At 54.4% G+C, this 13,058-nt stretch carries 14 protein-coding genes; 4 read left to right on the top strand and 10 right to left on the bottom strand.

The window, feature by feature from the left end; genetic code table 11:
- Positions 1-148: 148 nt before the first annotated feature.
- From GSQ70_RS20540 to wrbA, 3 genes are all read right to left on the bottom strand, one after another.
- Complete coding sequence (locus GSQ70_RS20540; protein ID WP_158784247.1) at positions 149-1,522, bottom strand: NAD-dependent succinate-semialdehyde dehydrogenase; 1,374 nt, start codon at positions 1,520-1,522, stop codon at positions 149-151.
- A 172-nt stretch (positions 1,523-1,694) separates the two neighbouring features.
- The gene (locus GSQ70_RS20535; RefSeq protein WP_158784246.1) at positions 1,695-1,925 is read right to left on the bottom strand and encodes a YccJ family protein; all 231 of its coding nucleotides are present in this window, start codon (positions 1,923-1,925) and stop codon (positions 1,695-1,697) included.
- 22 nt (positions 1,926-1,947) lie between these two features.
- The gene (gene wrbA, locus GSQ70_RS20530; protein WP_158784245.1) at positions 1,948-2,547 is read right to left on the bottom strand and encodes an NAD(P)H:quinone oxidoreductase; all 600 of its coding nucleotides are present in this window, start codon (positions 2,545-2,547) and stop codon (positions 1,948-1,950) included.
- 375 nt (positions 2,548-2,922) lie between these two features.
- Between wrbA and GSQ70_RS20525 the strand changes: the two genes are divergently transcribed.
- Both GSQ70_RS20525 and GSQ70_RS20520 read left to right on the top strand, forming a co-directional pair.
- Positions 2,923-3,102, top strand: a complete 180-nt coding sequence (locus GSQ70_RS20525; protein ID WP_158784244.1) for a general stress protein — start codon at positions 2,923-2,925, stop codon at positions 3,100-3,102.
- 108 nt (positions 3,103-3,210) lie between these two features.
- Positions 3,211-4,137 (top strand): DMT family transporter, encoded by a 927-nt coding sequence (locus tag GSQ70_RS20520; RefSeq protein ID WP_158784243.1) that lies wholly within the window; start codon positions 3,211-3,213, stop codon positions 4,135-4,137.
- On the opposite strand, the gene rutG is transcribed toward GSQ70_RS20520, so the two are convergent.
- The 5 genes from rutG to rutA form a co-directional block, all read right to left on the bottom strand.
- Positions 4,134-5,459, bottom strand: a complete 1,326-nt coding sequence (rutG, locus tag GSQ70_RS20515; RefSeq protein WP_158784242.1) for a pyrimidine utilization transport protein G — start codon at positions 5,457-5,459, stop codon at positions 4,134-4,136. The two genes, GSQ70_RS20520 and rutG, sit on opposite strands and share 4 nt — an antisense overlap.
- Before the next feature lie 74 nt (positions 5,460-5,533).
- A complete protein-coding gene (gene rutD, locus GSQ70_RS20510; protein WP_158784241.1) occupies positions 5,534-6,379 on the bottom strand; it encodes a pyrimidine utilization protein D in 846 nt (281 codons plus the stop codon).
- 11 nt (positions 6,380-6,390) lie between these two features.
- Positions 6,391-6,777 (bottom strand): pyrimidine utilization protein C, encoded by a 387-nt coding sequence (rutC, locus tag GSQ70_RS20505; protein ID WP_158784240.1) that lies wholly within the window; start codon positions 6,775-6,777, stop codon positions 6,391-6,393.
- A gap of 29 nt (positions 6,778-6,806) precedes the next feature.
- Positions 6,807-7,553 (bottom strand): pyrimidine utilization protein B, encoded by a 747-nt coding sequence (gene rutB / locus GSQ70_RS20500; protein WP_158784239.1) that lies wholly within the window; start codon positions 7,551-7,553, stop codon positions 6,807-6,809.
- On the bottom strand, positions 7,553-8,644 hold the full coding sequence (gene rutA, locus GSQ70_RS20495) for a pyrimidine utilization protein A (RefSeq protein ID WP_158784238.1): 1,092 nt from the start codon (positions 8,642-8,644) through the stop codon (positions 7,553-7,555). Before rutA ends, rutB begins: the two co-directional genes overlap by 1 nt.
- A 281-nt stretch (positions 8,645-8,925) precedes the next feature.
- Between rutA and rutR the strand changes: the two genes are divergently transcribed.
- Entirely contained in the window at positions 8,926-9,588 is a 663-nt protein-coding gene (gene rutR / locus GSQ70_RS20490) for an HTH-type transcriptional regulator RutR (RefSeq protein ID WP_158784237.1), read from the top strand.
- A gap of 33 nt (positions 9,589-9,621) precedes the next feature.
- Here the strand turns inward: rutR and cycA are convergent, their stop codons facing one another.
- Positions 9,622-11,019 carry a D-serine/D-alanine/glycine transporter gene (gene cycA / locus GSQ70_RS20485; protein ID WP_158784236.1) on the bottom strand — a complete coding sequence of 466 codons (1,398 nt, stop codon included), beginning with the start codon at positions 11,017-11,019 and terminating at the stop codon, positions 9,622-9,624.
- A 238-nt stretch (positions 11,020-11,257) separates the two neighbouring features.
- On the opposite strand from cycA, the gene GSQ70_RS20480 reads away from it, so the two are divergent.
- Positions 11,258-11,956: an extensin family protein gene (locus GSQ70_RS20480; protein ID WP_158784235.1), complete on the top strand. Its 699-nt coding sequence runs from the start codon at positions 11,258-11,260 to the stop codon at positions 11,954-11,956.
- On the opposite strand, the gene GSQ70_RS20475 is transcribed toward GSQ70_RS20480, so the two are convergent.
- Positions 11,953-12,618, bottom strand: coding sequence for a DUF4396 domain-containing protein (locus GSQ70_RS20475; RefSeq protein ID WP_158784234.1), 666 nt, complete (start codon positions 12,616-12,618; stop codon positions 11,953-11,955). The genes GSQ70_RS20480 and GSQ70_RS20475 overlap by 4 nt on opposite strands.
- Positions 12,619-13,058 lie beyond the last annotated feature (440 nt).

The following is a 13,058-nucleotide window of genomic DNA, read 5'->3' as shown; positions in this document are numbered from 1 at the left end:
AGTCACAGCTGGATCGGCTGTTTCTCCAACTCTGGCAAAGCGACTATGCGCATGTGCTGGGGCAGGAGACGGAACCTGCCAACCATGCGCCCACGCCATGACATAAAAAAAGCGGAGCTGAATGCTCCGCTTCTTTTTTACTGGAGGCTTAGCTGGTGCTGACCACCACCAGTTTCTGGTTCACAAACTCTTTGATCCCCAGATCGGAAAGCTCGCGGCCATAGCCGGAACGTTTCACGCCACCAAAGGGCAGCTCCGCTGAGGTGTCGCTGGCTGAGTTGATATAAACCATGCCGGTTTCAATGCGCGAAGCGAGTTTCTTGCCGCGCTCAATATCGCGGGTAAAGACAGCGCCGCCGAGGCCATAATGTGAGTCATTGGCCAGTTTCACCACCTCATCATCATTTTTGACCACGTAAACCTGTGCTACCGGGCCGAAAAACTCTTCGAAGTAAGCCGGGTTATCACGGGTAATGCCCGACAGAATGGTCGGCTGGTAGAAGCAGCCTTCGCCTTCTACCACTTTGCCACCAATATGCAGTTTCGCGCCTTTAGCCACGGCATTCTCAACCTGTTTCACCAACGTATCGCGGGCTGAGGAGGAGGAGAGCGGGCCGAGCGTGGTGCTCTCGATCAGCGGATCGCCAATCTTCACTTCACGAAACGCCTGGGTGAATTTCTCCAGGAAGGCGTCGGCCACTTTTTCGTGCACGATAAAGCGTTTGGCAGCGGTGCAGACCTGGCCGCAGTTACTCAGGCGCGCGCCAACGCCAGCCTTAACGGCTTTATCCAGATCGCTGTCATCCAACACCACAAATACGTCGTTGCCGCCGAGTTCGAGGGTGGTTTTCTTCAGGTATTTACCGGCCTGTTGGGCGACTGCGCTACCGGCTCGTTCAGAACCTGTCAGCGCAGCCCCCTGAACCCGGTCGTCGGCAATCAGCGAAGCTACCTGTTCGTTGCTGATAAACAGATTGGTCCAGGCTCCTTCAGGTGCCCCGGCCTCGGTCACCAGTTCTTCGAAGAGCGTGGCGCAGTGAGGCACGTTAGCGGCATGTTTTGCCAGTACGGGGTTACCGGCCGCAAGGTTAGGGGCCAGAACGCGCATCAGCTGATAGAACGGAAAGTTCCACGGTTCGACGGCAACCAGCACACCGATAGGGTGATTCTCGACCCAGGCTTCACCCAGCTCGCTGGGGTAAGGGGTGGGTGCCAGAAAACGTTCGGCATTTTCAGCATAGTAGCGGGCAATCTGTGAACAGATTTTCACTTCGCCCCGGCTCTGGTTAATCAGTTTACCCATTTCCACACTGGCGGCTTTCGCCAGCTCTTCCACGCGACCGTCAATCAGATCCGCCAGCTTTTTAAGCACCTGCACACGCGGCTGAATCGGGCCTTTCGACCAGTTGGAATGGTAGAGATTATCAGCGAGAGTCAGTGCCTGCTCAACCTGCTGATCGTTATGATTGGTCCAGGATTTAATCAGCTTATTCGTGGCGGGATTGATTGTCTGATAAGACATACGGCTCTCCTTTTCGGGTAATCTGCCTGGCAGTCAGGCGATGAACGTGGTTAAAGCGTAGTAGACAAACTGCTGGTTTCACAACGTTATCAGTTTGGCGAGAAATGCAGTTTTAAGGACTTTAAACAACAAAAAGGGCGGAAATTTCCGCCCGATTTACTGAATTCGCCTGCTAGACGTTTTTTCGCTCGACAACTTTGTTGTCCCAGGTCAGCACATCTTTATCGGTTTTGTCGAAGGCCCGCAGTAAAACTTCATCGCTGCCTTGTTGCTCCCAGATACCTTCAGCCAGTCTCTCGTCGTAATTCGCCACTTCAAATATGGCTTCAGCGATTTCGGGGGAGGTGGCTCGCAGGCTGGCCCATTCTCCCACGTGATGTGCTTTAGATTGTTGAGTTGCCATAATGGTCTCCTGTAAGTTGAGATTATCCGTTCAGTCTGACCGCCAGCCCGGCGACATACTCACCCTGATAACGGGCGATATTCAGCTCTTCTTCACTGGGTTGACGCGATCCGTCGCCACCCGCAATGGTGGTGGCACCGTAAGGCGTTCCACCGCGCACCTGCGAGATATCAAATAATTCTTTGGTGCCATAACCAATTGGCACGATGACCATGCCGTGGTGGGCCAGAGTGGTCCAGGTTGAGGTGATAGTCTGCTCCTGTCCGCCGCCGGTACCGGTCGAGGAGAATACGCTCGCCAGCTTGCCGTATAGCGCACCCGAAGCCCACAGACCGCCAGTACGATCCAGGAAATTACGCATCTGCCCGGCCATGTTGCCGAAGCGGGTTGGGGTACCCAGCAAAATAGCATCGTACTGGGCTAACTCATCCGGCGTGGCAACCGCTGCTGCCTGAGCGGTTTTACCGCCGACCTGAGCGAAGCGTTCTGCGTCCATCGTTTCCGGCACGCGCTTGATGGTAACCTCGGCACCACTGACGCGCTTTGCCCCTTCGGCAACCGCATTCGCCATGGTCTCTATGTGTCCGTACATGGAATAGTAAAGCACTAAAATCTTAGCCATCTGTCACTCCCTGATTGGGTTTACTGGTTTTCGTCTGAAAAAACCGGCTGCAGACTGGCGTTCGCAGCCAGCCTTCTGAGTATAGTTGAGGCTGGCTCAGGCTGCCTGGCAGAGGCATTATTGTTGCTAAAAAAGCGCCGGTGACGGCTTTTTTTACTGGTTGATACATTAATATTGATAATGAAGCTTCTCAGGCATTTCAGCCCCAAAAAGACCGGGGCCGTTCACGTTTTTCAGAAATCACTCCCGCTCACCAGCTGATAATCTATGCTTAATAACGCGACAGGGGGCTAAGTGTCCCAATAAAGTCGCGGTGGTAAGCCGCTGGCTACCGCGTTAATGCAGTATGATGGCTTAACTATTCGGAGGTAAGAAATGGCAGAACATCGTGGTGGATCTGGAAATTTCGCTGAAGACCGTAAAAGAGCATCAGAAGCAGGCCGCAAAGGCGGTAAAGCCAGCGGAGGGAATTTTAAAAATGACCCTCAGCGTGCCTCGCAGGCTGGTGAAAAGGGAGGACGCAACAGCCGTGGCAGTCGGGCTAAAACTGACTGACTGGTGAGTTCGTCCCTGAACCGCCGGGATTGTCCCGGCGGTCATCTCTGAGTTGACCCCGGCAGCCTCTCCCTGCAAACTGGCACCAAATTTTGATTCGGGCCTGCTATGTCCTCCTTCTTCTCCCGCTATAAATTCGCCTTTAATGCCCAGGAACTGGTTCTGGTGTTGATCACCATGGTCTGGGGTGGCACTTTCCTGGCTGTTCACCATGCAATGACGGTTAGTGGGCCTTTCTTCTTCGTGGGGAGTCGTTTTGCCATGGCGGCGCTGATGCTGGGCGTGATTTCATGGCGCTCACTGAGTGGACTGAACTGGGCTGAAATCAAAGCCGGAACCCTGATCGGCATTGCCATCGCCTGTGGTTATGGTTTGCAAACTTACGGGATGCAGACCATTTCCAGCAGTAAATCCGCTTTTATCACCGCCCTGTACGTCCCACTGGTGCCGCTGCTGCAATGGCTTTTTCTCGGCCGTCTGCCAGGGCTGATGTCGTGGATTGGCGTGGGGCTGGCTTTTGCCGGTCTGATGCTGATCGCCGGGCCTGATGGCGATACTCTGGCTTTTAACGCCGGAGAGATAGCCACGCTGGTCAGCACGCTGGCGATTGCCGCAGAAATCATCCTGATTGGTGCCAGCGCCGGGAAAGTGGATGTGAAACGAGTGACCATTGTTCAGCTCGCGGTGGCATCTCTTGTGGCGTTTCTGCTGATGGTTCCCAATGGGGAGTCCGTGCCGCCATTTTCACCTTATCTGCTGTTCAGCGCGATGGGCCTGGGCATTGCCAGCGCGGTGATTCAGGTGACGATGAACTGGGCGCAGCGCAGCGTTTCGCCCACCCGCGCCACGGTCATCTACGCCGGAGAGCCGGTCTGGGCAGGTATCGTCGGCCGTCTGGCCGGGGAGCGCTTACCGGGGCTGGCGTTAATTGGCGGGGCGCTGATTGTGGCAGGGGTACTGGTCAGCGAGCTTAAGCTTAAAAGGAAAAAAAAAGCGAAGGAGATCCCTTCGCCTGATGAAGCCGGTGCGGGTTAACTGTCCTGACGGATCTTGCTGCCCGCCAGAGCGGTTGCCCGACGATGGGTGAGAATGGCATTAAGAATAATCGCGCCAAACGTCGCCGTACCGATCCCGCCCATGGTGAAACTGCCGATCTTCAGTGCAAAGTCCCCGGCGCCCAGTACCAGAGTAACTGCCACCATAATCAGATTACTGTTTTGCCCCAGGTCCACGTTGTTCTGTACCCAGATACGAGCGCCCGCCACTGCAATCAGTCCGAAGACCACGATGGAGGCACCGCCAATCACCGGGCCGGGAATGGTATGGATTAGCGCACCAAATTTAGGCGAAAAGCCCAGTAGAATGGCGATGGCTGCCGCCGCCACAAATGCCAGCGTGGAGTAAACTTTGGTGACCGCCATCACGCCGATATTCTCGGCATAGGTGGTCACGCCGCTGCCACCGAACCCTCCCGACAACATGGTGGCCAGGCCGTCGCCGACAAAGGCGCGTCCCATATAAGGGTCGAGAGTCCTGCCGGTCATTCCCGCCACGGCTTTAATATGGCCGAGGTTTTCGGCTACCAGAATGACTGCCACCGGAGCCATCATAAACATTGCATGACTGTCGAAAATCGGGCTGGTGGCGGTCGGCAGGCCGAACCACGCAGCCTGAGAGATCAGGTTCAAATCAACGGGTTTGCCCAGACCGAGGCCGTTGGTCAGCAGGGCATAGATTGCGCAGGCGGCGATCAGGCCGATGAGGATCAGCAGACGTTGCACCATTCCGCGAGTAAACACGGCGACCAGCCCAATACAGACCACAGTCATCACCGCTATCCAGCTGTCAAACACCGAGCCGGATACGCCATGCACCGCAATCGGGGCGAGATTCAGGCCAATCGCCATGACAACTGCGCCGGTCACCGCTGGCGGCATCAGCTTTTCAATCCAGCGGGTGCCTGCCTTCATCACCACTAAGCCAATCATGGTGTACACCAGGCCACAGGCAATAATCCCGCCCAGCGCCACGTTGAGATGTGGGTTCAGCCCCTGACCGTTAAAACCGGTTACTGCTATCACCACGCCAACAAAAGCCGCGCTGGAACCGAGATAACTGGGGACGCGCCCGCCAGTAATGACAAAAAACAGCAGCGTACCGATCCCGGACATCAGGATCGAAAGATTAGGATCGAGACCCATCAATAACGGCATCAGCACTGTGGCACCAAACATTGCCACTGCGTGCTGCAGCCCCATAACCATTGTCTGACCCAGCGGTAACGTTTCGTCAGGTGCTACTATGCCCTGCGCTGACGCGGTCTTTTTACGCCATTGGGGAAACCAGGAACTGGCCATCGTCTTCTCCTTACTCCAGTGAACAGGCATCGGTAACGGAAAGATCCCACCAGCCGTCAGGGGTGCGTGGGGCGTTATACAGGGTTTCTGACACCAGGATGTTCAGGACGGCTGTCATAACGACTCCGGTTGGGGATGGCTGGCTGAGTCTCAGCCAGCCAGGACAGTAAAATCCGGTTAAAAGTGCTGCTGTCCGTCACGCTCATCGCGTGCCCGCCCCAGACCATTTTTTTCAGGGTTGAATTGGGCAGCGCGTCATACAGCGTTTCCGAACAGGTCCAGGGAACCAGCAAATCATCCTGCGAGCAGACCAGCAGCACCGGCTGGGTGATATCGCCTGCCTGCGGCGTAAAATCACACTGCATCAGCGCATGCAGGCGACGCAGCAAATTCTCCATTCCCTGGAAGTGAGCGGTATGCAGGGCGTCTTCCGCCTCAATCCGCGCCTGATTTTCGGCAAGCCAGTCGGCCGGATAGAGAAACAGCGGCTGTGCCCGTACATAGGCTTCGATCCCCACGTTGAGCAGCAGCTCCTGACGCACGGTGAAGCAACGGCGGGTATGGGCGTTCAGGCGCAACCAGCCGTTAACAATCACCAGCCCGGTCACCCTGTCGGGAAAATCCAGCGCCATCTGCATCGCCACCATTCCGCCCAACGCATGGCCCACGACCGTATACTGTTCGATACCAAGTTCTGCCATCGCAGCCGCCAGTTCAGCAGCCATATCACACATGCTGTAACCCTCAGGCAGGGCATCAGGGCTACGCCCGGTTCCGCGCTGGTCATAAACCACCACGCGATACTGATTGCGCAGCTCGTTGATCTGCGGCAACCAGAAAGAGGCCGAACCACCTAATCCGGCGGAGAGAACCAGCGTTATGGCCTCCGGATGCTGCAAGCCTGACAGTTCAATGTGCATACTGTTCTCCGTTACTTGCCGATATGCGCGACGGTGGCAATCTCAATCAGCGCGTCTGGCTTCACCAGGCCGCACTGAATGCAGAACCGGGCTGGTTTATCACCGGGAAAATAGTCGGCATAGACCGAGTTCACGGCGGCGTAATTGCTCCAGTCAGTCAGAAAGACCGAGTTAAATGTGACGTCATCCATCGTGCCACCGGCTGTCTCAATCACGCTTTTGATCGTTTCCAGCACGTGGCGGGTCTGGGCGGCGGCGTCACCGACGTGCACCACGTTATTGTCTTTATCAAATGGCAGTGTGCCGGAGACATAAACCACCCCATCAGCCAGCGTGCCCGGAACAAAAGGCGCAATGGGAATGCTGGTGCCCGGCGGGGTAATAATTGTTTTTGGCATCGGATTCTCTCCAGTCAGACAGGCAGTTTTTATGCCGTTTGTTGCAGCGTGGCGCTTTCCATTTGCAGGGCAGTGCAGAACGTTGTCACGTCTGATACCCAGCCGAAGAAGGTTTCAATATTAAAAATCGCCGCCTGTTGGGCAAAGGCTGGGCCAGCCTGATAGGTGGCGTCTTCCAGCACGATGCCAAAATATTCCAGGAAGAACCCGTCACGCAGGGTGGACTCCACACAGACATTGGTGGCGATACCGGTAAAAATCAGGTGGCGGATGCCACGGCTGCGTAACATGCTGTCGAGTGGGGTATTAAAAAAACCGCTGTAGCGGGGTTTCGGCAACACAATATCCCCTGGTTGCGGCTGAAGCTGGTCAACGAGGTCATAATCCCAGCCGCCTTTGGAGAGCAGCTTGCCTTCCAGTTCAGGCCGGGCGCGCATGGTTTTCAGCGCGTTTGATTTGCGCCAGTTTGGTGAGCCAGGGCCGCCTGCCTCAACGTACTGGTCGTCCCAGCCGTTCTGGAACCAGATGATCTGGATCCCCGCTTCGCGTGCAGCCTTCACCGCGATATTGATTTTATCGATCACCGGAAGGGTGGCTGAAACGTCAAATCCGGCCAGGTCCAGGTAACCTCCGGTGGTGGCATAGGCATTCTGCATATCCACCACGATCAGGGCTGTCTGCTCTGGCGGGAAGGCTATGGCCTCCGGGCGGGCGCTAAGGGTTACGTTGTTTTTGCTGGATGCGGTGGTGCACACTACGGTTTCTCTGCTGTTCATCAGGCAACCTCCTTCGCGGCTTCAATGGTATCAATACGGCACTTCATCAGCGGCTGGATGCGCTCGCCGAAGTTTTCAATTCCCTGCAGGAAATCATCAAAAGTCAGCAGTACGCCATGAGTCCCTTCGACCGTGTCGACTTCATCCAGCATCCGGGCAACGTTAGCGTAAGAACCAACCAGCGTGCCCATATTGATATTCACTGCCGAGGTGGGATCGGCCATCTGACGCACATTGGTATCGCTGCCGGAACGTTTATCCTGCTGGCTTTGCGTGGTCAGCCAGGCTAATGCTTCGTCGTCCGCCCCCTCTTTGTAATGCTCCCATTTAGCGCGGGCTGCCTCGTCGGTTTCATCGGCAATGATCATAAACAGCACGTATGAACCAACATCACGCCCGGCCTCTTCGGCGGCTTTTTTCATCCTTGTGGCAGTTGGTGCGAAAGCGGTTGGTGTGTTCACGCCCTTACCAAAGCAGAAGTTGTAATCCGCGTGTTTTGCTGAGAAGGCCATCCCGGCATCACTTTGCCCGGCGCAAATGACCTTCATTGGCTGTTGCGGCTGCGGGCTGAGCCGGCAATCGTTCATGGTAAAGAACTCGCCTTTCAGATCGGACTTGCCCGTGCCCCACAGATCGCGCAGCACGGTGACATATTCAGTCAGGTAGTCGTAGCGGCGGGAGAAGTAGTCATCGCCAGGCCACATTCCCATCTGGTCATACTCAGGCTTCTGCCAGCCGGTAACGAGGTTTACACCGAAGCGGCCGCCAGAAATGGAGTCCACCGTCGAGGCCATGCGGGCAACAATCGCCGGGGGAAGCGTGAGGGTGGCGGCGGTGGCATAAATTTCAATGCGTGAGGTGACGGCAGCCAGACCGGCCATCAGAGTGAAAGATTCCAGGTTATGGTCCCAGAATTCAGTTTTACCGCCAAAGCCGCGCAGCTTAATCATCGACAGGGCAAAATCGAAGTGATAATGCTCGGCCTTCAGCACGATAGCTTTGTTCAGCTCAAAGGTTGGCATGTACTGAGGGGCGTGGGTGGAAATCAGCCAGCCGTTGTTGCCGATCGGGATAAATACACCAATTTTCATAGGGATACCTTAATGTCTGACAGGGTTATCATTCCCGCGCTGCGGTGCATCCTGCGAGTCCCTTAAGGGCGGCGCTCAAAGGTATAATTGCAAGGGCTGTGCCAGGAAACAAAAAAAGGTTGATATTCATATAGTTGAATAATTTGTGTTAAAATAATGTGGAGTGCATGGTCTGAAACAGACCATTTGGTAAAAAATATGTGCACAAAAAGCAGGCGGGCATGTTCAATAAAAGTGCACAAGCCGGTACGGGAAGGTTTGATATACTCCCTGCCTCCCACATGGATCATGGAGTCACGGTGAATTCATCAGATAAGACAGTGAAGGCGCCAACCCGGCGTTCACGGGCTGTGGCCGCCAAGCGAACCGCGATCCTGAACGCCGCACTTGAGCTTTTTTCACAGTATGGCGTCCACGGCACCAGTCTGGATAAAGTGGCTGAGGGCGCGGATGTATCAAAAACCAATTTGCTCTATTACTTTCCTTCGAAAGAAGCGTTGTATATTGCGGTGCTCAAAAATATTCTTGATGTCTGGCTGGCCCCACTTCGGGCGCTGCGAAACGATCAGCAGCCGCTGGAGGCGATACGAGACTATATCCGTCTCAAGCTGGAGGTTTCACGCGATCATCCCCAGGCCTCAAGGTTGTTCTGCATGGAGATGTTGCAGGGTGCGCCGTTGCTGAAAGGGGAGCTCGAAGGCGATCTCAGGGAGCTGGTTGATGAAAAGTCGGCGGTGATTGAGAGCTGGATTAAGGCCGGGAAACTGGCGGCGGTGGAACCGCACCATCTGATCTTTATGTTATGGGCCACCACCCAGCACTACGCTGACTTTGCCAGTCAGGTTGAGGCGGTAACCGGTCAGACACTCAGTGATGAAGGATTCTTTCAGCAGACGGTGGAAAATGTCCAGCGTATGGTCATTGAAGGGATTCGGGTGCGCTGAACAGCCTGAGCCGCTCAGCGCATCCTGTTGCGACTATCTGGCTGCCTTTCTCTGCCGCAGCCACCAGCCGATGCCCAGCATGATAAACCACAGCGGCGTCACCATCAGTGCCTGACGGGTGTCCTCTTCCAGCGAGAGCAGTACCAGCACAAAGGCAAAGAAGGCAATACAAATCCAGCACATGAATTTGCCCAGCGGCATCTTGTAAACCGACTCTGCGTGCAGCTGAGGGCGCTGCTTGCGGTAGGCCAGGTAGGAGCAGAGGATGATCGTCCAGACAAACATAAACAGAATGGCTGAGACGGTGGTCACCAGGGTGAACACTTTCATCACGTTCGGGATCAGATAAATCAGCGCCACGCCTGCCAGTAGGCACAGGCAGGAGAAGAACAGCCCTGTGGTGGGGACGGCACGGCCGGAAAGCATACCGAAGCGGCGATGAGCCACACCCTGCTGTGCCAGACCGTACAGCATCCGGCTGGTGGAAAAAATACCGCTGTTAGCCGAGGACGCTGCCGAAGTCAGTACCACAAAGTTGACGATGCTGGCGGCGGCTGGCAGGCCAATCAACACAAACATCTCAACGAATGGGCTGCGGTCAGCCACGACCTGATCCCACGGCGTCACGGCCATGATCACCAGCAGGGCGAAGACGTAAAACATAATGATGCGCAGTGGGATGGCATTGATGGCACGTGGAAGCACCTTTTTCGGGTCATGCGTCTCCGCCGCTGCGGTACCGACCAGCTCAATGCCCACAAACGCAAACACCGCAATCTGGAAACCGGCAAAGAAACCGCTCAGCCCTTTAGGGAACATGCCGCCGTGATCCCAGATATTGTTGATGGCAGCCGTACCGCCGCCCGGAGAAGGGTAGTGCATGGCAACCAGTACAATACCGGTGGCAATCAGCGCCACGATGGCGACAATTTTGATGATTGCAAACCAGAACTCCATTTCACCGAACAGCTTCACCGTGGCGATATTCAACGACAGGAAAACCACGATGCACAGCAGGGCGCTCATCCAGATTGAGAAGTCCGGGAACCACAGCTGAAAGTAGGAGCTGATCGCCACCACGTCGGCAATGCCCGTGACCACCCAGCAGAACCAGTAGGTCCAGCCGGTAAAGTAGCCCGCCCACGGGCCGAGCAGATCGGCAGCGAAATCGCTGAATGATTTATACTCGAGGTTCGACAGCAGCAGCTCGCCCATGGCGCGCATAACGAAAAACAGCATAAAACCGATGATCATATAAACAAAGATGATCGAGGGGCCAGCCAGGCTGATGGTTTTGCCGGAGCCCATAAACAGCCCTGTGCCGATGGCACCACCAATGGCGATCAGCTGGATATGTCGGTTGTGGAGATTACGCCGGAGCTCGCCCGGTGCCTCTTCGCTCAGGGGCGTTGCTTTTGATTGGTCAACCATAACGGTATACCTGTCCTTAACTTGATGTTGTGTCAGCTCTGCAGGCTGTTATTTAATCTGGTAAAAACCCATGTTTGCAGCCATAAGATAGTGTAAATGTACGGCTGACAGCTAACTCTTTTTCACAAGCGTGAGGGATATCCGGACCGATCGCGCAAAAACGCCTCTACACTTTGATTTCACATACCGGGCGGAAGGTTTCGCTGGTGGGCAACCCGCGTTGGGTAAAGGGGGATGAATGAAAGGAGGGATTGTGTTTGCTGCGGTAATCTTGTTGATACTGGCGGTCGTACCCTGGCTGGAAAAGAACCTTCCCCCGCAATGGAATCCCTTCACGCCTCTGCAGGTCACTGATGCTCCCACTCTGGTCACCCGTTACAAGCTGAAGAAGCTGGACCGGGATCCTGCCGCCTGTCTGACCGTGTTGAAAATCGCGCAACAGCAGGGTTATCTGCGCTTCACCCAGCCAACCCCGGTTAGCGGAACCTGTCCGCTGCCAGCGCCTGTACGGGTGGAAAACTTTGGCGATGTTCGTTTGAATTCCAGCTTTCTTGCCAGCTGTCCGCTGGCACTCAGCACCACAATGTTTGTGGTGCAGTCTGCTAAACCGCTGGCTGAAGCAGAGCTGGCTTCACCGCTGGCGCGGATCGATCATCTGGGCAGCTATGCCTGCAGAAATATTTACCACCGGGCAGAAGGGCGCCTCAGTGAGCATGCTACTGCGGATGCGCTGGATATTGCCGGATTCAGGCTGAAAAATGGTGAACAGATTAACGTATTGAAAGAGTGGTCACGGCAGCAACCTCAGGGACACTGGCTGCAGCAGGTTTTCCGACAGAGCTGCCGGTATTATGGCAATTCCCTGGGGCCTGAATACAACAGCGCACACGCTAACCACTTCCACCTGGGTATGCGTGGCTTTGGCGTCTGCCGCTAGAAAGCTGGCTTAATGCCCCGTTGCAGCAGGAATTTATTGGCTGGCCAGGCAAAAACGAAGCCAGTGATCAGCGCCAGCTGCATCATAAACCAGAAGTGCAGCATCAGCGGTTCGATTTGGTTGTGCAAAATAAAGCGAAACGCCAGTAACATATAGAGATACATCCCGGCCTGATAAACAATCAGTGAAAAAATATCACTTTTGATTGCCCGCCAGAAAGCACGAAATATTGAAATCCCTTCTATTTGCCGTAGCGCAAAAAACTGCAGCATTACCCCGAAAAGTAATGACAATACCAGAGAAATAACGGCATGAGTCAGGATTACGGAATGAAAGGGAAGGGTATTCATCAGTGAAATGGTCGGAATGGCAATGATGTCACCCAGCACACAGCCCGCCGCACAGAGGCTGGTAGAGGAAAACAGTTGCCGGAGGGCGGGCGGTTGGGAACCTCTTCTGCTCAGCAGAGGGGAAGCCGAACGGTTTTTACGGGCGAAAAACCACCAGGCCAGCCAGCCGAAAAAGGGCATATACAGGCCGGTCACCGGCCATACCAGGTTCATGATCCTCACGGGCTGGGGATAACGGATAAGATCTTTCAGGATCATCAGCGAGGTGCAGACACCCAGAAGAATGAACAACATTGCCAGTCTGTCTAACATCACTATTTCCTTATCGGGATAATGATCAGAGGGAGAAGCCTTTTGATTTATATTACTAATTCAGTAAGTTAGATTATGGTTCAGAGATAATAAATTACCAGTTATCTGGCAACACATTTTTGTCCTTGTACACGCAGCTTGTGATGAGAAAAAGCCGCGCATTAATTATGGGTAATGAGTGTTTAGTACAGGATTGCTGAACAATGATAAAAAACCCAAATCTACTATTTTTACTGATAAAACTAATTAAAATCAACAAGTTGTTAGATTTTACCGCAACATCTCCTCTGAGTGACATAAAATAATGACGGTTTTAGTGCAAAAAAATAGCCGCCCAACAGATCCGGGATGCTATCAAAATTATTGAATGCGCTTAGGAAAAATCCTATTCTAAAGACCGACGTTCCCGCTGTTCTGTCTGTGGCATAACGCAGCCAAAC

Source organism: Pantoea sp. BAV 3049 (genome assembly GCF_009765445.1).
Lineage (GTDB): Bacteria > Pseudomonadota > Gammaproteobacteria > Enterobacterales > Enterobacteriaceae > Erwinia.
The sequence above is the reverse complement of the archived record's forward strand: the minus strand, read 5'-3'. Positions and strand labels throughout refer to the sequence as shown.